We start from the raw sequence: 20,133 nt of genomic DNA, 5'->3' as shown, positions 1-20,133 counted from the left end.
ACGTTCGATTGACTGCGGAAGGCGTACGGAACCGCTCGTACGTGTGACTCAGTGCCGCCGAAACGCGCGTCGTGATCCTGTGACAGAAGTGTGACCGGAGGGGCACGTGGGACCCGTCGTGGCGGTCCGGGGTACCGCGGGCCGGGGGCAGGGCCTAGCGTGGCGGCATGGCACCGATTCCCACTCCGCAGGCGGAGCCCGAGGACAGTCCGGAGGCGTATGTCGGCCTCGACCAGGCAGGCGCCGAGCGTCGCGCGCGGGAGCGCGGCTGGTCCACGGTGCGCTCACTGCCGCCGGGGGCGATCATCACGATGGAGTACCGCCAGGGCCGGCTGAACTTCGAGGTGAAGGACGGTCTGGTGGTACGGGCCTGGAAGGGCTGACACGCGCGAAGGCCCCGGTCCCTCGATGAGGGGGCCGGGGCCTTCGTCCTGCGGGGCGTGGGTTGTGCGTACCGGACCCCGCTGTCCTGGAGCCGCTCAGCCGCCCGTCACGGGGCGGGCCGAGGCCGGTGTGCCGCGGGAGACGCGGTCGGGGTGGGGTGGCCGCCGACTGCCCACCGGGGTCACCGGCGTGCGCTCGGAGCGGGCCGTGTGCGGGCCGGGGGCGAGATAGACGGGCGCCCGGGGCGAGCGGGCCGCCGGCTCGTGCGCGGCCTCGTCCTGAGCCGTCGTACGCGGTGTGAGCAGCACCGGCGAGCCCGCGGGGGCCGGGGTCGGTGCGGGTGCCGTGGCGGCCTTGCGAGCCCGCCAGCGGTCGCGCAGGTCGAACAGCTCGACCTCGGCGCGGGCGATGAGCGGTTCGCACCAGGGCAGGGCGAGCAGGACCAGCAGACCGGCCGCCCAGCCCAGCAGGACGTCGCTCAGCCAGTGCGTACCCAGGTAGACGGTGGCCATCCCGACGCCCAGCGAGGTCACGGCGGAGATCGCCGACAGCCAGCGGCGGGCCCTCGGCGTGGAGGCGAGATAGGCCAGGATTCCCCAGGTCACGACGGCGTTGGCGGTGTGACCGCTGGGAAATATATCGCCGCCCAGACCCATCTCGTTCGAGCCGATCGTGGTCGCGTAGTGCGGGCCCAGGCGGCCCATGCCGAGCTTCGCGGCGCCGACGGAGATGTTCAGCAGCAGCAGCGCCGTGCCCAGCGTCAGCAGCGGACGCAGCGTGTGCTGCCGCCAGGAGCGCCAGCCCAGCCAGGCCGCGACCATCACGGCGGTCGGGCCGCGCTGGCCGAGGACCACGTAGTAGTCGACGAACCAGTGGACGCCGTGCCACTGCTGGTACGGCCGGAAGAACATGACCTGCCAGTCCAGGCGGACGAGCCAGGAGGTGGTCACCACGGCCCACACGATCGCCAGGTAGAACGCCAGGGTGCCGGTCAGCAGCGCCACCCGGTGCCGGCTCATCTTCGGGACATCGAGGTTCGCCGGTCGTTCCGGCTCCCGGTCCAGTCTGGCGAACACCCGGTCCAGACGGGTGAGGTTTCGTTCGGTACGCACCCAATCGACGTTACAGCCAGTGAGGTAAGTTCTCCGTCTCTTCAGCGGGTTTGTGATGACGATGTGATGTGGGATTCCTCTCAGCGAGGGGTTTATTTCCAGGGAATCCGCAATGGTGGGCCGCCGCGCCCTTCATTTCCATTGATCATTCCGCGAATCAGTTTTCTGCGGCTTATGAATTCGTTCACCGAAAGCTGGCCGGGATTTACCTGGACGCTCACGAGGCGCCAGGATCGATCATGGCGGACCGGAGCCGTTCAGCCAGAACGCGCCGTACACGGCCGACGCCACCGCGACACCGCCCACCACCAGCGCCGACCTGGACGTACGGGCCCGGGCCAGGACGACGGCGAGCGGCAGCAGCAGCGGGAAGGCGGGCAGCAGCAGGCGGGGTTTCGAGCCGAAGTAGCTCGAGGCGCACAGCGCGAGCGCGGTGACCACGCCCGCGTACACCAGCAGCGGAACCGGCTGGCGTTGCCGTACGCAGACGACGTACAGCCACACCACGAGCCCGACCCCGAGGACGATCCCGGTGCCCGCGAGGGCCGACGGCAACGACGTGAACTTGTCGGCGACGAAGCGGACGAAGGCGGCGCCCCCGTCGAAGCCGTTGCGCCAGCCCGCCTGGACGTCCAGATAGCCCAGCGGACCCTTGCCGGTGCGGTGGCCGACCCACAGGACGTAGCCGGCGGCGCCCAGCGGGGCGAGGAGAAGCCCCAGCGCCCGCCGTACGGCCGTGGGGGCGCGCGCAGGGGTTCCGGCGCCCTCTGGTGGCGGGACGCGCTCCACGGGCCTCTCTGCGGGCGACGCGGGGGCGTGAGCGCCCGCGGGGGCGCCGTCCGCGTCCGGCGCGCTCCGGTTCCGCGCGAAAGAGGCAATCCCGGCGGCCCACACCGCCGCCACGACGGCCAGCCCGACCGGTCGGGTCAGCCCCGCCAGCGCGGCCAGCCCCCCCGCCGTCAGCCAGCGGCCGGTCAGCACCGCGTACAGCGCCCAGGCGGCGAGCGCGGTGAACAGCGACTCGCTGTACGCCATCGACTGCACGATCCCCACGGGCAGCGCGGCCCACAGCAGCACGGCGCACACCGCGGCCCGCCGGCCGTGCACCAGCTCCGCGACCGCGAAGATCCCCCAGGCCGCCGCGAGCGAGGCGAGCAGGCTGACGGCGAAACCCGCGCCGGCGTACGACAGGGGCGTGAGCGCGTGCAGCAGCCGCTCCAGCCAGGGCAGCAGCGGGAAGAAGGCCAGGTTGGAGTGCACGTCCCCGTTCGGCAGCCGCACCTCGTAGCCGTAACCGAGCTCGGCCACCCGCGTGTACCACAGCGAGTCCCAGCGGGCCGTCAGCAGCGTGTACGCGCTCTTGCCGCGCGCCCCGCTCCACACCGCCAGTACGAGCAGGCCCAGCGCACGCACGGCCGCGTACCCGAGGAGGGCCGGGGCCGCGCGGCGCAGGGCCCGGCCGGCGGGTGGCGCGGGGCGCGTCGCAAGATCCGTCACGGGCTCGATTATCGACGGCGCCGGAACCGGCGGACCCGGCGCCGCGTGCTCCCAGGTGAGGGGGAGTGGCGCACGCCACACGAGTTCTGTACGCCTCTGAGAGGTCCGCCACGTGAACGTGGCGCGAACTCGCGTACGCTGACGAGTCACTCGCCTTCGTTGCGCGGGCCGGGGACAGCCGCTCCTCCCCGGCCGAGATCACGGGGAGTCCCCACCCCGCGATGCCCGCCGAAGGCGAGGAAGCATCTGGGAGGTACGTACATGTCCGGGACGACCACGGCCGCAGCGCTGCGCCGTCGGGCGGCCGGGGCCGGTGCCAACCGCTGGGTCGTGCTCGTCGTGCTCTGTGTGAGCCTGCTGCTGGTCGCCGTGGACGCGACCGTGCTGCACGTCGCGGTCCCCGCGGTCACCGAGGACCTCAGGCCCGGCGCGATAGAGCTGCTCTGGATCGTCGACGTCTACCCCCTCGTCTGCGCCTCGCTGCTGATCCTCTTCGGCACACTGGGCGACCGCGTCGGCCGCAGACGGATCCTGCTCCTCGGCTACGGTCTCTTCGGCATCGCCTCCGGTCTCGCCGCCCTCGCCCAGGACCCGCAGGTCCTCATCCTCGCCAGGGCGCTGCTCGGCGTCGGCGGCGCGATGATCATGCCGGCCACGTTGTCGATCCTGCGCCAGGTCTTCCCCGACCGGCGGGAGCGGGCGCTGGCGATCGGCGTGTGGAGCGCGGTCGCCGCGGTCGGCGCGGCGGTCGGACCGCTGCTCGGCGGCTTCCTGCTCGAGCACTTCTGGTGGGGCTCGGTCTTCCTCGTCAACATCCCGCTGATGCTGGTCAGCCTGCCGGTGGGGCGGATGCTGCTGCCGGAGTCGCGGGGCTCGGGCGACGGGCCCTGGGACGTGGTCGGCGCGCTGATGGCCGCGGCCGGGCTCTTCGGTGTCGTGTTCGGGGTGAAGCGGCTCGGCGGCGGGGAGCCGGCGGGCAGCGCGTTCACCCTGGCCCCCCTGGTGGTGGGCGCGGTGCTGCTGGTGTTCTTCGTGCGCCGGCAGCGCCGGCGCACGCACCCGCTGGTCGACCTCGGTATGTTCGCCCGTCCGGCGTTCAGCACCTCGGTGGGCTGCATCGTGCTGGCGATGCTCGCGCTGGTGGGCCTGGAGCTGATCGCGGCGCAGTATCTGCAGCTGGTGCTGGAGCTGTCGCCGCTCCAGACCGGCCTGCGGCTGCTGCCGCTGACCTTCGCGGCGATGGCCGCGGGGCTGGCAGGGGCTCGGATGCTGCGCCGGTTCGGGCCGCGAGCGATGGTGTGCTTCGGGTTCTCTGCGACGGCGGGGGCGGTGCTGCTGCTGACGCTGATGGGCGCCACCGACAACCCGCCCCTGCTGCTGTTCGGCTTCGTCCTGCTCGGCTTCGGGCTGGAGACGACGCTCTTCGGGGCGTACGAGTCGATGCTGAGCGAGGCCCCGGCGGCGCAGGCCGGTGGCGCGGCGGCGGTCGGGGAGACCTCGTACCAGCTGGGCGCGGGGATCGGGATCGCGCTGCTCGGCAGCGTCATGAACGCGGCGTACGCGCCCGGCCTGTCCTCCGTTCCCGGGGTCCCTGCCTCGGCGTCGGCCTCCGCGGCGCACTCGCTGGGCGAGGCCTACGATGTCGCCGGGCGTCTCGGCGGCCCGGTCGGCGTCGCCCTGCGCCGCGCGGCCCGGGACTCCTTCGTGCACGGACTGCATGTGACGCTGCTGGTCAGCGCGGGCCTGTTGCTGCTGGGCGCGGTGATGGCGCTGCGGCTGCCGCGGGTGATGCAGTGCGCGGAGGCGGCGGCACCGGTGGAGCTGCCGGCGCCCCGGGAGGTCGCTCAGTCCCGTGTCTCCGCGTAGCCGCTCACCTCTGCGCGTGGGCCGCTCACTGGACGTGCGGGACACCGCGTCGTAACGTCGGCCCCAGAGTCGTAACTAGCGCTGCTAGTTTTCGTGTGCCGGAGGGTGTTCTGATGTCCGCGTCCTCGAAGTTGCCCCCGTTCGACCCCGCCGACCCCCTCGGCATCGACGACCTGCTGGAACCCGAGGACCTGGCGGTGCGCGACACCGTGCGGGCCTGGGCGGCGGACCGGGTGCTGCCGCAGGTCGCCGAGTGGTACGAGAAGGGCGAGCTGCCCGGGATCCGGGAGCTGGCCAGGGAACTCGGCGGCATCGGAGCCCTCGGCATGTCCCTCGACGGGTACGGGTGCGCCGGGGCCAGTGCCGTGCAGTACGGGCTCGCCTGCCTGGAATTGGAGGCCGCCGACTCCGGGATCCGGTCGCTGGTCTCCGTGCAGGGGTCTCTCGCCATGTACGCCGTCCACCGGTTCGGCAGCGAGGAGCAGAAGCAGACCTGGCTGCCGCGGATGGCGAGCGGTGAGGTCATCGGGTGCTTCGGACTCACCGAACCCGATCACGGGTCCGACCCCGCCTCCATGCGGACCTCCGCCAAGCGCGACGGCACCGACTGGGTGCTCAGCGGGCGGAAGATGTGGATCACCAACGGCTCCGTCGCCGGGGTGGCCGTGGTGTGGGCGCAGACCGAGGAGGGGATCCGCGGGTTCGTCGTACCCACCGACAGCGCCGGGTTCTCCGCGCCCGAGATCAAGCACAAGTGGTCACTGCGGGCGAGCGTGACGAGCGAACTCGTGCTCGACGACGTGAGGCTGCCCGGCGACGCCGTCCTGCCGGAGGTCGTGGGGCTCAAGGGGCCGCTGAGCTGTCTGTCCCACGCCCGGTACGGGATCGTGTGGGGCGCGATGGGTGCGGCCCGGTCGTGTTTCGAGGCCGCGGTGGACTACGCGAAGACGCGGGAGCAGTTCGGACGGCCCATCGGCGGCTTCCAGCTCACCCAGGCCAAGCTCGCCGACATGGCGGTCGAACTGCACAAGGGGATCCTGCTCGCCCATCACCTCGGGCGGCGCATGGACGCCGGCCGCCTGCGTCCCGAGCAGGTCAGCTTCGGCAAGCTCAACAACGTGCGCGAGGCCATCGAGATCTGCCGGACGGCCCGTACGATCCTCGGCGCCAACGGGATCTCGCTCGAATACCCCGTCATGCGGCACGCGACCAACCTCGAGTCGGTGCTGACGTACGAGGGCACCGTCGAGATGCACCAGCTCGTGCTGGGCAAGGCACTCACCGGGCTCGACGCCTTCCGGTGAACCCTGCGCGGGGGCAGGGCCGGTGAGCGGCCCTGCCTCAGCTCTGGTTGTAGAAACCGTCCTCACGGCGCGCGGCCGGCTCGCCGCTGACGATCTCGGTGTTCGCCGGGGTCAGCAGGAAGACCCGGTTGGCGACCCGCTCGATGGTGCCGCGCAGCCCGAAGGTCAGCCCGGCCGCGAAGTCGACGACACGCTTGGCGTCGGCCGCCTCCATGGCCGTGAGATTCACGATCACCGGGACGCCCTCACGGAACAGCTCGCCGATGGCGCGCGCGTCCCGGAAGCTGTCCGGGGTCACCGTGCCGATGCGGCGGCCCTTCTCCTCGGCGACGTCCGAGGCCACCTTGACCCGCGGGTCGGTGACCCAGGCATCCCCGGGCTGCTCGGTCCCTTCGGAGTAGTCGTCGTCGTAGTAACGCTCGTCGTCGTTGTCGTCGACGAGGCCGAGCCAGGCACTCGCTTTGCGTACCGATCCCATGGACGCCTCCTCTCACAGCGGTCTTTTTTGCTTTCCGCATCCCTATGGTCATCCATGATGCGGACGTCGCGCCAAGTGGATAGACGCCGCGCGGGGGGTTTGTGACGGTACTGGTGCACAGCGAATACGTCGAGAGCCCGGGTGCCCCAAGGGTCTTGATGTATGCGGCTGCTGACTGTGAGTGAAATATGATTCTTCGTGGCGTACGGGTGATGGACGGTGCGTCCGGGTGAACGGGTGATCGATACGATGCGGCAGCTCAGCGCCGTGCCAACGGCCCGGGAAGTCACACGCGTCACGGGGGATCACCATGTTCGGAATCGTCAGGCCCTGCACCCATCGGCTCGGTGAGAATCTCAAGTCCCAGTGGATGGCGCACTTGTGCGGACTGTGTCTCGCGCTGCGCGGGGACCACGGACAGTTCGCTCGGGTCGTCACCAACTACGACGGGCTCCTCATATCCGTTCTGACGGAGGCTCAGGCGGAAAAGGCGGGCATCTGGCGGCGTACGGCGGGCCCGTGCCCCTTGCGCGGGATGCGCACCGCCTCCGTCGCCCGGGGCGAGGGCTCGCGGCTCGCGGCCGCCGTCTCCCTGGTGCTTGCCTCGGCCAAGGTGCGCGACCATGTCGCCGACGGCGACGGGTTGCTGGCGCGAAGGCCCGTGGCGCTCGCGGCCCGCCGGGTCGCCGCGAGCTGGGGCGCGGCGGGGGCCCGTACGGGAGCCGACGTCGGCTTCGACACGGCCGTGCTGGTGGACGCCGTGGACCGGCAACTCGGCATCGAGGCGCTCGCCGGACCGGGCACGCCCCTGCTCACGGTCACCGAGCCGACCGAGACCGCGACCGCCGCGGCCTTCGCCCACACGGCCGTTCTCGCAGGCAGACCCCGCAACGCCGAGCCGCTGGCCGAGGTCGGGCGGCTGTTCGGGCGGCTCGCGCATCTGCTGGACGCCGTGGAGGACAGGCAAGCTGACGCGGCGTCGGGTGCCTGGAACCCGCTCACCGCGACCGGGACCCCGCTCACCGAGGCACGACGGCTCTCGGACGACGCGCTGCACGGGATCCGGCTCGCGCTGCGGGAGGTGGAGTTCGCTGACGGGAAGCTCGCTCACCGGCTGCTCGTGCACGAACTGCGCGCCTCCGTCGACCGCGCCTTCGGCACGGCGTCCTGCGCGCACCGCTCGACTCCCTCGCTCGCGGGACCGTACGCGCCGCCCGGCTCCCCCGGCGGGCCGCCGCCCCAGCCACCCCGGCGTGAGCGGCGCGGACTGCTCGCGGGGTGCGCGGTGTGGGCGGGGCTGGCCTGCACCTGCCAGGTGTGCTGCGGCGAGTACGAGGACCCGTGGAGCCGTGAGCGCAGGGACGGTCTGTGCCGCGACGCGAGCTGCTCCGACTGCGGGGACTGCGGGGACTGCTGCAACTGCTGCAACTGCTGCCAGTGCTGCGGGGAGTGCGACGGATGCGACTGCTGTGACTGCGGCTGCGACTGCGGTTGCTGAACCGGCTACCGACAGTGGCGTATACGGGATGCGCGCGGTCCGGCGGCCACCTGGTGTTTCCCGGAGATCCTGTTTCCGGGACGTAAAACAAAAACATGATCCGGTGACCGTCGCCTCGTGAAGGTCGTTGGGCGGGAGCAGAACAGTTTCTTCCTTCCCCCGACCCGCCCCTCATATAAGGCACTTCCGTGGACGTCACAGCAAACGTCACATCCCGAGCGACCACCAGTATCCGCACCAGACTGCTGAGGATCCTCATCCTCGCCCTGGCGGTCCTGCTGGCGCTGCTCGGGCTCGCCGCCGGCGAGCAGATCTCCGCCTACCGCAACGCATCCGCCACCGAGCACAACGCACGCCTGGAGATCACCCTCCAGGGCCTCGTCCACGAACTGCAGAAAGAACGCGGCCTCAGCACCGGATACGTCGGCGGCGTCTGGCAGTTCAAGGCCAAGCTGCCGGCCCAGCGCGAGGCCACCGACGCCGCCCGCACCGCGCTGGACAAGGCGCTGAAGGGCCGCGGCGACCGCGCCGCCGACTCCGTGCGCGAGTCGCTCGGACGGCTCGACGGACTCGCCGGCATCCGCGGTCACGCGGACGACCACACCGGCGTCGTGAAGGACACCTTCGACTACTTCACCACCACCATCACCGTCCTCGACCGGCTCGACCTCGGCCTCGACGAGGTCCACGACGGCCCCCTGCGCGACGCCTACCAGTCGCTGCAGACCCTCGGCAACGCCAAGGAGTTCACCGGCGAGGAGCGCGCCATCGTGCTCGGCTCGGTGCGCGGCGGGAAGTTCCACGGCGACGACTACAGCCGCTTCATGCAGATCCGGGCCGGCCGGCTCGCCGCCTTCGCCGCCTTCCCGCGCTCGGCCACCGCCGCCCAGGAACGGCGCCTGAACGCGGCCCTGACCACACCGGACGCCGAGCGCATGCTGGCGTACGAGAGCACCGCGGTGCACGGCGGCGGACGGCTCGGCTCCCGCGCCATCCCGCCGATGGCCTGGTGGGACGCGACCACCTCCACCATCAACGGACTGCGCCAGGCGCAGGTCTCGCTCGGCGCCGACGTCGAGAACCGCGCCGCCGAGCTGGAGAGCGCCGCCCAGCGCGACCTGCTGCTGTTCGCGCTGCTCGCCCTCGGCACCGTCGCCGCGCTCGGCGCCCTGGCCCTCGACTGTGTACGATCCGTCTCCGCGCCGCTCGTCGAACTCGCCCAGCAGGCCCGGGAGATGGCCGGCGAGCGACTGCCGCGCGCCGTCGCCGCCGTCCAGAACGCCGCCTCCGGGGAGACTCCCGAACCACCCGCCCCACTGACCCTCCCCGGCAGGACGGGCGCCGAGGTGCGTGAGGTGGCCGAGGCCTTCGACCGCGTCCAGCGCGCCGCCTTCGACCTCGCCACCGAACAGGCCGTGCTGCGCCGCAACGCCACCGACTCCCTGGTCAGCCTGGGCCGCCGCAACCAGAACCTGGTCCGCCGGCAGATCAGCTTCATCAACAAGCTGGAGCACGAGGACGCCGACCCGGCCACCCTGGCCAACCTCTTCGAACTCGATCACCTGGCCACCCGGATGCGCCGCAACGCCGAGAGCCTGCTGGTGCTCGCCGGTGAGTCCAGCCCCCGCCCCTGGGCCACCCCGCTCGCCCTCACCGACGTGCTGCGCGCCGCGCTCTCCGAGGTCGAGGAGTACCGCCGGGTCACCCTGCGGCGGATCGAACCCGCGCACATCACCGGCTCCGTCGTCGCCGAAGTCGCCCATCTGCTCGCCGAACTGGTCGAGAACGCGCTCAGTTTCTCCCCGCCGGACTCAGACGTCGAGATCGAGGGGCGCCGCACCAGCGCCGGCTACCTGGTCGCGATCGTCGACCACGGATTCGGCATGGACGCCCAGGCGCTCGCGGAGGCCAACGTACGGCTGTCCGGCACCGCCGGCTTCATGGCCGAACCCACCCGGTTCCTCGGCCACTTCGTGGTCGGCGCCCTCGCCCGCAAGTGCGGCATCGAGGTACGGCTCGGGGAGGCGCCGGCGGCCGGTGTGGTCGCCCGGGTGCTGATCCCGACCTCACTGCTGACGGAGGCCCCGCCGAAGAAGGCGGCGGACAAGACGGCGGACAAGGCGGTGCTGCCCGCACCGCGCAAGGAGACGGAGGTGCCGGCCGCCGAGCCGGTCACCGTGACGGCGGAAGCGAAGCCGAGCGTGGACGAGAACAGGAACGAGGGCAGGAGCGCCGGCGTGAGGGGCGGCGCCTCCGCCGCCCGTACCCGCAACGGGCTCGTCAAGCGGCCCCAGCGCAGCGCGATCGCGGACGCCGTCAGCGAGACGGACCGGCCGCACCGGCCGGCGCCCGCCGGGCCGACCCCCGACCGGAGCCCCGAGGAGATCTCCGGGATGCTCTCCACCCTGCGCAGCGCCCACATGCGGGGCGGGATCAGCGTGGAGAAGGAGAAGAAGCAGGACAAGCAGCAGGACAAGCAGCGGTCCGCCGAACAGGGTGAGGGTGACGCCAAGTGACCACCGTGGACGCCCACAACGACTCGCAGACCTTCAACTGGCTGCTCGCCAACTTCGTCCGGAGCACCGACGGGGTACGGGACGCGGTCGCCGTCTCCTCCGACGGGCTGCTGATCGCCGTGTCCGACGGGCTCGGGCGGACCGAGGCCGACCATCTCGCGGCGATCGTGTCGGGGCTGAGCAGCCTGGCGCGCAGCGCGTCCAAGCGGTACGGCTTCGACGGGGTCAAGCTCATCATGATCGAAATGGGGCGCGGATTCCTCCTCGTCTCCGCGATCCGGGACGGCAGCTGTCTCGGGGTGCTCGCCGACAGCAGCGGTGAACTGGGTCTGGTCGGCTATGAGATGGCCGTGCTCGCGGAGCGGGCGGGTGATCTGCTCACGCCCACGCTCATCGCCGATCTGCGGCAGGCGCTGCCGCGGTGAACGGCGAACTCCCCAGGGACGTAGAACCGGTCGAGGACGCGACCTTCGTCCGGCCGTTCATCATCACCGGCGGCCGGGCCGAGCCGCTCCGGGCGGACCTTCGGCTGGAGACGCTGGTCGTGGCCGTCGGTGTGCCCGACGAGACGCTGACCTTCGAACGGCGGCACATCGTCGCGGTGTGCGAGCAGCCGACGACGGTCGCGGAGGTGGCGTCGCGGGTCGGTGTGCCGCTGGGCGTCGCCAAGGTGCTCGTGTCCGACCTCGTCGTCGCGGGTCAGCTGACCTGCCGGCAACCCGCGGAGCTGCCGCTCCAGACGCTCGAAAGGATCAGGGACCATGTCCGGGCGCTCTGACAGGACCGTGCCGCTCGCCGTGAAGATCGTGGTGAGCGGGGGACTCGGGGTCGGCAAGACCACGTTCATCGGGGCGATCTCGGAGATCGAGCCGCTGGACACGGAGGCCGCGATCACCCAGGTCTCGGTGGGCGTCGACTCGCTGGACGGGGTCGAGTCGAAGACGACGACCACGGTGGCCCTGGACTTCGGACGGATCACCCTGGACCCGACGATCGCCCTGTACCTGTTCGGGACGCCCGGGCAGGACCGCTTCTCCTTCCTCTGGGACGACCTGGTGGAAGGTGCCCTCGGGACGGTCGTCCTCGTGGACACCCGGCGTATCGAGGAGTGTTTCCCGGCGGTTGACTACTTCGAGTCGCAGGGGGCGCCGTTCGTGCTGGCCGTGAACCGCTTCGACGGGGCGGAGCGGTTCGAACTGGAGGAAGTGCGCGAGGCACTGGGGCTGGGGGGCGACGTGCCGGTGCTGGAGTGCGACGCACGGGAGCGGTCTTCCGTGCGTGATGTGCTGGGCGCTCTGCTGGATCGGGTGATCGGGGTCCGGGCAGCGCCCAGGAGGCGGGCCGCGATGGTGCGTTAGCGGCCGACCGCGAAAAGCACGAGGGGAGGGGTGTGCGTGTGAAGGCGAGAGGAAGAAGATGAGCGGCGCCGGGCAGGGCGCGGGCAGAGCGGTCGGCTCAACAGGAACAGGACCACACGCGACCGAAGTCGATGTGGGAGCGCTTGACCAGCCACTGCTGTGGATGCATGGAGTAAGTGGAACAGGCATCCGGTTCCGCGTCAACTGAGATGAGACGTGCGGCTCATATGCTGGACGGCCTTGACAGTGACGGGAAACGGCCCCGTACAGTCGACGGACGGTCCTGCTGAGGGGCTCGGCCGTACTGCGCCCTGCTGCGTATCCGTGTGAAGGCACCACCGTGTTCCACCTACGTCGCGGAGCCTTCGCATGTCCTCCGACACCCTTGTCGCATTCCCCGCCGAGTCCGAGCGGCACTCCCTGGTGGTCGTGGGGGCCGGGCCGCGGGGGACCGGTCTGATCGAGCGGATCGCCGCCAACGCCTCCGAGTTGTACGGCGGTTCGGGTCTCGACATCCATCTCGTCGACCCGCATCCGCCGGGCGCCGGACGGATCTGGCGGGCTGCGCAGTCGCCGCTGCTGTGGATGAACTCGCACGCCGAGGACGTCACCATGTTCACCGACGAGACGGTGGCCATGGAGGGCCCGGTGCGCGAGGGTCCCACGCTGCACGAGTGGGCCGGCATCGACGGCGGTGTCTTCGCGGACCGGCAGCTGCAGGGCTCCTATCTGCGCTGGGTGCACGAACAGGCCGTCGCCGCGCTGCCCCCGGACATCACCGTCCACCACCACCCGCGGCGGGCTTTGCGGATCGGCGGTCCGCGCGAGGGGCGTCAGCAGGTGTGGCTGGAGGGTCGCTCCAGACCTCTCCCGGCCGATCTGGTGGTGCTGGCCATCGGCCATCTCGACGCGGAACTCGACGAGCAGCAGCGTGAGTTGGCCGACTACGCGGGTGAACACGGGCTGGTGCACCTGCCACCCGACTTCACCGCCGACAGCGATCTGTCCCCGCTCCGGGCCGGTGAACCGGTCCTGGTCCGCGGGTTCGGGCTGGCCTTCGTCGACCTGATGGTGCTGCTCACCGAGGGGAGGGGCGGGCGGTACGAGGGCGACACCTATGTGCCGTCCGGGCGGGAGCCGGTGCTGTACGTCGGATCGCGGCGCGGAGTGCCGTACCACTCCAAGATCGGCTACGACTGGAGTGGTGAGCGGCCGCCGCTGCCGCGGTTCTTCGGGCCCGGCGAGGTCGGTGAACTGCTCGCCAAGCCGGGCGGGTTCGACTTCCGGCGGGACGTGTGGCCGCTGGTGGAGAAGGAGTTGGGGTTCGCCCACTACCACCGGCTGTTCACCGTGCATCCGGAGCGGACCGCGATGTCCTGGGCCGACTTCGAGGAGAAGTACGCGGCGGGGAGCGGGGCGGAGATCCAGGCGCTGGTCGCGTCCGCCGTGCCCGATGCCGGGGACCGGCTGGACCTCGCCGCGCTCGACCGGCCCCTGGACGGGGTGCGGTACGGGTCGCTGGACGAGTTCCAGGAGGGGCTGCGCGGATATGTCGAGCGCGATCTGAGCAGACGGCACGATCCGCGGTACGACCCCGACCTGGCGGTCTTCCTGGCGCTGCTGTCCGTCTACGGGCAGCTGATCCGGCTCGGTGACATCGGGCCCTGGTGGCACGGGTTCTTCAGCTATCTGGCCTCCGGTCCGCCCGGGCCCCGGCTGCGGCAGATGCTGGCACTCTCCCGGGCCGGTGTGCTGAAGTTCCTGGGCGCCGACATGACCGTCACCGCGGAGGACGGGGTGTTCCGGGCGGCCAGTGCCACCGTGCCGGGCGCGGTCGTCGAGGCGCGGGCGCTGGTCGAGGCGCGGCTGCCGGAGCCCACCGTCGGGCGGGCGCGGGACACGCTGCTGCGCGAGCTGCAGGCCGACGGGGCCGCCGAGACGGCGGACGGCCTGCTGCGGGTCGATCCCGGCGACGGACGGATCCTCGACCGGGCCGGGCGACCGCACCCCCGGCGCTTCGCGCTCGGCCCCTACACCGACGGCCGCACCCCGGGCGCCTTCACCCGGCCGCGCACGGGCGGCCCCGCGTTCCGCCAGAACGACGCGACGGCACGGGCGGCACTGCGCTTCCTGACCGAACTGGCCTCCCGAGCAGCGGCATGACGGCCGGAGCGGGCGTGGCGGCTGGAAGCGCGGGTCGTTCGGGGTGGGGTGTAGCGGGGGTGGCCCGTGGGGGTGGAGCTCGGGTCGTCGGCAGTCGTGCAGCTCGGGTGGTCCGCGGTGGCGGAGTGCGGTTCGTCCCGGTGGTGTGCGGTTCGCGTCGGTCGTGGCGTGGGCGGTCCGGGGCGGCCGCGGAGGCGTGAAGCGCGGGGCGTCGTCGTGTGGGCCTCGTGCGCGGGTTCTTCCATCCAGGGCTCTTCGAAAGGTTCCTCTCCATGACCTCATCGCACGGCCGGGGGCTGTTGCACCTGGCCGCCGCTCTCGATCAGCCGACGGTGTTCGACGCCGGCCCGTACGTCGAGCTGGCACGGCTCGCCGAGCGGGGCGGGCTGGACTTCGTGACCCTCGGCGACACCTTCGCCCGGCCCGGGCCCGACGCGCTCGCCGTCCTGTCCCGTGTCGCGCCCGCCACCCGCCGCGTCGGCCTGGTCCCCACCGTCACCACCACGCACACCGAGCCGTTCCACGTCCAGGCCGCCGTCGCCACCCTCGACTGGGTCAGCCGGGGCCGGGCCGGCTGGCGCATCGACGTGTCGACCACCGAGGGCGAGGCCCGCCTCTTCGGCCGCCGGCACGCCGCTCCCGCCGAGGAGTTGTGGCGCGAGGCCGGTGAAGTGGCCGACGTGGCCGCCAGGTTGTGGGACAGCTGGGAGGACGACGCCGAGATACGGGACGTGAGCACCGGCCGCTTCATCGACCGCGACAAGCTGCACCACGTCGACTTCGCGGGCGCAGGCTTCTCCGTGAAGGGCCCCTCGATCGTGCCGCGTCCCCCGCAGGGCCACCCCGTCCGGGTGGTCGACGCGACCGAAGGACAGGCCCGGCGCACCGCGGCCCGGTACGCCGACGTGGTCCTCGTGCGCGCCGCCAGCGCCGCTCAGGCCGCCGCCGTACGGGAACAACTGCGTGCCACGGCCGCCGAGTTCGGGCGGGATCCCGACACCCTGCGCGTTCTCGCGAGCCTGCTCGTCGACCTCGGTGACGGGGAGCACGCGGCCGAGCCGGGGCATGGCGGGGGCGGGCCCCGGCAGACCGCGCAGGGCCCGCTGTACCGGGGCGGCCCGGTGGACCTCGCCGAGCTGATCACCGCCTGGCACACCGACGGTGTCGTGGACGGCTTCCACCTCACACCCGCCGAGCCGCGCCGTGACCTGGAGCGGCTCGTCAACGGCACGGTGGCGCTGCTCCAGCACCGCGGGCTGTTCCGCACCTTCTATCCGGGCAGCACGCTCCGGGAGCACCTGGGCCTGGCCAGGCCCGCCAACCGGTACGCCGTGACAGGGGGAGCGTCATGACCGTACGGCCTCGAAAAGAGATCCACCTGGCGGCCCACTTCCCCGGCGTCAACAACACCACCGTGTGGGCGGATCCGCGGTCACGGTCGCAGATCGACTTCTCGTCCTTCGAGCACCTCGCCCGCACCGCCGAACGCGGCCTGTTCGACTTCTTCTTCCTCGCCGAGGGACTGAGACCGCGCGAGCACAAGGGCCGCATCCACGACCTGGACGTGGTGGGACGCCCAGAGTCGCTCACCGTGCTGGGCGCTCTCGCGGGGGTGACCGAGCACCTCGGGCTCGCCGCCACCGTCAACGCCACCTTCAACGAGCCCTACGAACTCGCCCGCAGATGCGCCACGTTGGACCACCTCAGCGGCGGCCGGGCCGCCTGGAACGTGGTGACCTCCTCCGACGCCTTCACCGGCGAGAACTTCCGCCGCGGCGGCTTCCTCGACCGGGCCGACCGGTACACGCGAGCCGCCGAGTTCGTCGAGGTGGCCCGGAAGCTGTGGGACTCCTGGACGCCGGACGGCGTCAGCCGGCCGTTCGCCCACCGCGGGCGGCACTTCGACATCGCGGGTGAGTTCACCGTGCCGCGCTCACCACAGGGTCATCCGGTGGTCATCCAGGCGGGGGACTCGGGAGAAGGGCGGGAGTTCGCCGCCTCCATCGCCGACGTGATCTTTTCCGGCTGGGGGTCCGGGGGTCATCCCCCGGGATGGCACAGCACACGGCACGGTTCGCTGGAGGCGGGGCGCGCCTTCTACGCCGATGTGAAGCGCCGCCTCGCCAAGTACGGCCGGGAACCGGGGGACTTGAAGATCATGGCCGGCGTCACCGTCGTCCTCGGCGACACCGCCGCCGAGGCACAGGAGAGGGCCACCGAGATCCGGCGGCAGCAGGTCTCCCCGCAGAACGCGATCCTCGCCCTGGAGCAGATCTGGGGCGTCGACCTGTCGGCGTACGACCCCGACGGGCCGCTCCCCGAGATCGACCCGGTGGCGGACTCGGCGATCACCCAGGGGCGGACTCGGCGCGGCGACAGCGTCGTGATCGCCGAGATGGGGGTCCCCCCGCTCGAGCGGAGTTCGAGAGTGGGGGAGGCGTGCCCGTCCAAGGAGAAGGGGCTGTCCATCCGGGAGACCGTGATCGAGGCGGGCGCCCGGCAGTCCTTCATCGGGACCCCGGACGCGGTCGCCGTCGAGCTGGAGGAGTTCGTGCGGCGGGACGCCGCCGACGGTTTCATCCTCGTACCGCATCTCACCCCGGGCGGACTGGACGAGTTCGTGGACCGGGTGGTGCCGCTGCTCCAGGAACGCGGGGTGTTCCGCACGGAGTACCGGGGCTCGACCCTCCGCTCCCATCTCGGGCTGGACCACCCCGGCGCCTGAGTGGTGCGGGGGAGCCGGCAGGACCGAGGACGATCCGGACGGTCGACTTCCGGACATCCGCCGAAGCCGGACGGCGGACGTCGACGTCGCGCTCGGTGCGGAGAGCGGTGGGTGGTCGTGCCGGGGCGCGAAAAGGCGTGAGAAGTACGGGACTTCGACCCCGATGCCGCAACGCGCCGCCTCCCGGGGCAGCGAGGCCACGGCCACGCGGAACCAGGGCGTGTCTGGCCAAAACGCATGGTTCGTTCACAGGTTGACGGCCGAAAGGCGCCCTTGCGGCTAGCGGTCGTTGGGCCGAATACTCCCCGACAAGCGCTTGTCAGGGGCACGGCTTGTCCGGAACCCGGACGATCATGCCCCGGGCTGCGCCTCACGGGGCCCCGACCCCACGCGGGCCCCCCGACTTCCCCTTGGGAGGAACGAACGTGAGGATCAAGCGCACAACCCCCCGCAGCGGCATTTCGAGACGGACCCGGCTGATCGCCGTCACCACCGGTCTCGTGGCCGCCGCCGCGATCGCGGTCCCCAGCGCGAACGCGTCCGAGTCCCCCGCCTTCAGCGCGAGCGCGCTCAAGAGTGCGGACGCCTCGGTGCTCAAGGCCGATGTCCCCGGCACCGCCTGGGCCGTCGACAGCAAGACCAACCGTGTCCTGGTCACCGTCGACAGCACGGTCTCCAAGGCCGAGATCGCCAAGATCAAGCGCGAGGCCGGCGCCAACGCCGGGGCCCTCACCATCAAGCGCTCGGCCGGGCAGTTCAAGCCGCTGATCTCCGGCGGCGACGCCATCTACGGCGGACAGTACCGCTGCTCCCTGGGCTTCAACGTGCACAGCGGGAGCACCTACTACTTCCTGACCGCCGGCCACTGCGGTGAGGTCGCCTCCACCTGGTACTCCAACTCCGGCCACTCCACGGTGCTCGGCACCAACGTGGGCTACAGCTTCCCGGGCAACGACTTCGCGCTGGTGCGCTACACCAACTCCTCCATCTCGCACCCGAGCACGGTCGGCAGCCAGACCATCTCCAGCGCGGCCACGCCGAGCGTGGGCACGACCGTGTACCGCCGTGGATCGACCACCGGTACGCACAGCGGGCGGGTCACCGCGCTGAACGCCACCGTCAACTACGGCAGCGGTGACGTCGTCTACGGTCTGATCCAGACCACGGTGTGCGCCGAGGGCGGCGACAGCGGTGGTCCGCTGTACGGCGGCAGTGTGGCGTACGGGCTGACCTCCGGTGGCAGCGGCGACTGCAGCTCCGGCGGTACGACCTTCTTCCAGCCGGTGACCGAGGCGCTGAGCTACTACGGCGTGAGCATCGGCTGACGTCCGGTGGTGAGTGGCCCCCGTACACAACCGGTGTGCGGGGGCTCCCTCTTGTTCGGGTGGCGGAGTTACCTTCGGAGTACAGGTAGCGCTCAGTCCCCAGGGGGCCGACATGGTCGAGGCGCTGGTGGCGGCGGGAGTGACCCTCGCGTCAGCCGGGGCGGTGTACGTGATGGCGGCGGCGCGGGTCGTCAAGCAGTACGAACGCGGGGTGGTGTTCCGGCTGGGCAGACTGCGCGACGAGGTGCGCGGGCCGGGGTTCACGATGATCGTGCCGTTCGTGGACCGGCTGCAGAAGGTCAACATGCAGGTCGTGACGATGCCGGTGCCCGCGCAGGAGGGGATCACCCGGGACAACGTCACCGTGCGGGTCGACGCCGTCGTGTACTTCAAGGTGACCGGGCCCGCGGAGGCCGTGGTGCGGGTCGAGGACTATCGGTTCGCTGTCGCGCAGATGGCTCAGACCTCGTTGCGGAGCATCATCGGCAAGAGCGAGCTGGATGATCTGCTGTCCAATCGGGAGAAGCTCAATCAGGGACTGGAGTTGATGATCGACAGTCCGGCGGTCGAGTGGGGGGTGACGATCGACCGGGTCGAGATCAAGGACGTCTCGTTGCCCGAGACCATGAAGCGGTCGATGGCTCGGCAGGCCGAGGCGGACCGTGAGCGGCGGGCCCGGGTCATCAACGCGGACGCGGAGTTGCAGGCGTCGAGGAAGCTGGCCGAGGCGGCGCAGCAGATGGCCGACACGCCGGCCGCCTTGCAGTTGCGGCTGCTGCAGACGGTGACCGCGGTGGCGGCCGAGAAGAACTCGACGCTGGTGCTGCCGTTCCCGGTGGAGCTGCTGCGGTTCCTGGAGCGGGCGCAGCAGGGGGTGGCGCCGCAGGTTCCGGAGCGGGCGGTGCGGGAGCAGTTGCCGGCGGCCGGGGAGTCCGAGGCGGGGGAGTAGCCGCGGGATGCCTGCGGCGCCTGTGCGGCTTCGGTGGGGGTGCGCGTAGCGCCTACGGTTTGGTTGTGGGTCGGGGCCGGGGCGGGGGGTGTCCGTCCTCGGTCGGGCGGTGCTGTTGGTCATGCGGTGCTGTTTCTTGACGCCCGACACTGCGGGCGGACACCCCCCACCCCGTCCCCTTCTCGCCGTGGGCGCGTGGTCTTCACGGCACCGTGGGCGCGTGATCAGTTCGGTTGGCGTAGGCCGGCTACGAGGAGCGTGACCATTCGGCGGGCGTCGTAGCGGGGGTCGCTCTCGGCGCCGACGCAGAGGTTTCCGATGCCGCGCATGAGGTGGTAGGCGTCGATGCCCGGGCGGATCTCGCCGGAGGCGTCGGCGGCTTCGACGAGTTGGGCGCACACCGGCAGGAGCCGTTCGAGGAAAAGGGCGTGGAGCGTCTCGAAGCCGGCGCTGTCGCCCTGCATCGCGGCTGCGAGGCCGTGTTTGGTGACGAGGAAGTCGACGAAGAGGTCGACCCACTTCCCCAGGGCGGCATAGGGGGTGGGGCCGGCCGCCAGCAGGGTGGGGCCGGCTTCGGCGCAGGCGTCGATCTGGTGGCGGTAGACGGCGACGACGAGGTCCGCCCGGGTGGGGAAGTGGCGGTAGATGGTGGCCACCCCGACGCCGGCCTCGGCCGCGATGTCGCGCACCGGCGCGTCCACGCCCGAGGCCACGAAGACCGCGGCGGCCGCGTCCAGCAGGGCCTGCTGGTTGCGCCGGGCGTCCTTGCGATTCGACCTGGCTGAGCTTCCCGGGCTCCGGCCCTCGTCGTTCACCGCGGCTCTCCTTCGACGGCCGATCTTGCGAAACGGATCAGCGTTCCGTATCTTAGGTGGAACAAGGTTCCGTTTCCTTCATGATGGCAGAGGGGCAGGCCTACGGCCAACCGTTGCCCTCAGCGCGCCCGTGCCCGCGGCGA

General features: G+C 71.5%; 17 protein-coding genes. 13 read left to right on the top strand and 4 right to left on the bottom strand.

The genetic code is table 11. The features are described 5' to 3' along the window. The first annotated feature begins 167 nt into the window (after positions 1–167). Positions 168–383, top strand: coding sequence for an I78 family peptidase inhibitor (locus ABZ453_RS28310; protein ID WP_359019021.1), 216 nt, complete (start codon positions 168–170; stop codon positions 381–383). A gap of 96 nt (positions 384–479) precedes the next feature. Here ABZ453_RS28310 and ABZ453_RS28305 read toward each other — a convergent pair whose 3' ends face one another. Further along, a complete protein-coding gene (locus tag ABZ453_RS28305; protein WP_359019019.1) occupies positions 480–1,496 on the bottom strand; it encodes a phosphatase PAP2 family protein in 1,017 nt (338 codons plus the stop codon). A 237-nt stretch (positions 1,497–1,733) separates the two neighbouring features. Beyond that, positions 1,734–2,993 carry a mannosyltransferase family protein gene (locus tag ABZ453_RS28300; RefSeq protein ID WP_359019017.1) on the bottom strand — a complete coding sequence of 420 codons (1,260 nt, stop codon included), beginning with the start codon at positions 2,991–2,993 and terminating at the stop codon, positions 1,734–1,736. 261 nt (positions 2,994–3,254) lie between these two features. Here ABZ453_RS28300 and ABZ453_RS28295 point away from each other — a divergent pair, with 261 nt between their 5' ends. Both ABZ453_RS28295 and ABZ453_RS28290 read left to right on the top strand, forming a co-directional pair. Next, the gene (locus tag ABZ453_RS28295) at positions 3,255–4,859 is read left to right on the top strand and encodes an MFS transporter (protein ID WP_359019015.1); all 1,605 of its coding nucleotides are present in this window, start codon (positions 3,255–3,257) and stop codon (positions 4,857–4,859) included. Between the two features lie 113 nt (positions 4,860–4,972). After that, positions 4,973–6,163, top strand: coding sequence for an acyl-CoA dehydrogenase family protein (locus tag ABZ453_RS28290; protein WP_359019013.1), 1,191 nt, complete (start codon positions 4,973–4,975; stop codon positions 6,161–6,163). 37 nt (positions 6,164–6,200) lie between these two features. Here ABZ453_RS28290 and ABZ453_RS28285 read toward each other — a convergent pair whose 3' ends face one another. Beyond that, on the bottom strand, positions 6,201–6,641 hold the full coding sequence (locus tag ABZ453_RS28285; RefSeq protein WP_133047262.1) for a cell division protein SepF: 441 nt from the start codon (positions 6,639–6,641) through the stop codon (positions 6,201–6,203). Positions 6,642–6,951: 310 nt separating this feature from the next. Here ABZ453_RS28285 and ABZ453_RS28280 point away from each other — a divergent pair, with 310 nt between their 5' ends. From ABZ453_RS28280 to ABZ453_RS28235, 10 genes are all read left to right on the top strand, one after another. Then, positions 6,952–8,139 (top strand): DUF5685 family protein, encoded by a 1,188-nt coding sequence (locus tag ABZ453_RS28280; RefSeq protein WP_359019010.1) that lies wholly within the window; start codon positions 6,952–6,954, stop codon positions 8,137–8,139. 188 nt (positions 8,140–8,327) lie between these two features. Next, on the top strand, positions 8,328–10,655 hold the full coding sequence (locus tag ABZ453_RS28275) for a nitrate- and nitrite sensing domain-containing protein (protein ID WP_359019008.1): 2,328 nt from the start codon (positions 8,328–8,330) through the stop codon (positions 10,653–10,655). Beyond that, a complete protein-coding gene (locus ABZ453_RS28270; protein ID WP_208785709.1) occupies positions 10,652–11,080 on the top strand; it encodes a roadblock/LC7 domain-containing protein in 429 nt (142 codons plus the stop codon). Before ABZ453_RS28275 ends, ABZ453_RS28270 begins: the two co-directional genes overlap by 4 nt. Next, positions 11,077–11,433, top strand: coding sequence for a DUF742 domain-containing protein (locus tag ABZ453_RS28265; RefSeq protein WP_359019005.1), 357 nt, complete (start codon positions 11,077–11,079; stop codon positions 11,431–11,433). The genes ABZ453_RS28270 and ABZ453_RS28265 overlap by 4 nt, the downstream gene beginning before the upstream one ends. Beyond that, the gene (locus tag ABZ453_RS28260) at positions 11,417–12,013 is read left to right on the top strand and encodes an ATP/GTP-binding protein (RefSeq protein ID WP_359019003.1); all 597 of its coding nucleotides are present in this window, start codon (positions 11,417–11,419) and stop codon (positions 12,011–12,013) included. Before ABZ453_RS28265 ends, ABZ453_RS28260 begins: the two co-directional genes overlap by 17 nt. Before the next feature lie 369 nt (positions 12,014–12,382). Further along, positions 12,383–14,176: an FAD/NAD(P)-binding protein gene (locus ABZ453_RS28255; protein WP_359019001.1), complete on the top strand. Its 1,794-nt coding sequence runs from the start codon at positions 12,383–12,385 to the stop codon at positions 14,174–14,176. A gap of 272 nt (positions 14,177–14,448) precedes the next feature. Next, positions 14,449–15,528 (top strand): LLM class flavin-dependent oxidoreductase, encoded by a 1,080-nt coding sequence (locus tag ABZ453_RS28250; protein ID WP_359018999.1) that lies wholly within the window; start codon positions 14,449–14,451, stop codon positions 15,526–15,528. After that, the gene (locus tag ABZ453_RS28245; RefSeq protein ID WP_359018997.1) at positions 15,525–16,901 is read left to right on the top strand and encodes an NtaA/DmoA family FMN-dependent monooxygenase; all 1,377 of its coding nucleotides are present in this window, start codon (positions 15,525–15,527) and stop codon (positions 16,899–16,901) included. Before ABZ453_RS28250 ends, ABZ453_RS28245 begins: the two co-directional genes overlap by 4 nt. Before the next feature lie 425 nt (positions 16,902–17,326). Next, positions 17,327–18,226 (top strand): S1 family peptidase, encoded by a 900-nt coding sequence (locus tag ABZ453_RS28240; RefSeq protein WP_359018995.1) that lies wholly within the window; start codon positions 17,327–17,329, stop codon positions 18,224–18,226. A 112-nt stretch (positions 18,227–18,338) separates the two neighbouring features. Further along, positions 18,339–19,175, top strand: coding sequence for a slipin family protein (locus ABZ453_RS28235; protein ID WP_359018993.1), 837 nt, complete (start codon positions 18,339–18,341; stop codon positions 19,173–19,175). A gap of 224 nt (positions 19,176–19,399) precedes the next feature. Here ABZ453_RS28235 and ABZ453_RS28230 read toward each other — a convergent pair whose 3' ends face one another. Then, entirely contained in the window at positions 19,400–19,990 is a 591-nt protein-coding gene (locus ABZ453_RS28230) for a TetR/AcrR family transcriptional regulator (protein WP_359018991.1), read from the bottom strand. Positions 19,991–20,133: the final 143 nt, after the last annotated feature.

The organism is Streptomyces sp. NPDC005799 (genome assembly GCF_040630525.1).
Classification (GTDB): domain Bacteria; phylum Actinomycetota; class Actinomycetes; order Streptomycetales; family Streptomycetaceae; genus Streptomyces; species Streptomyces griseorubiginosus_B.
This window is presented reverse-complemented; position numbering and strand designations above follow the sequence as displayed.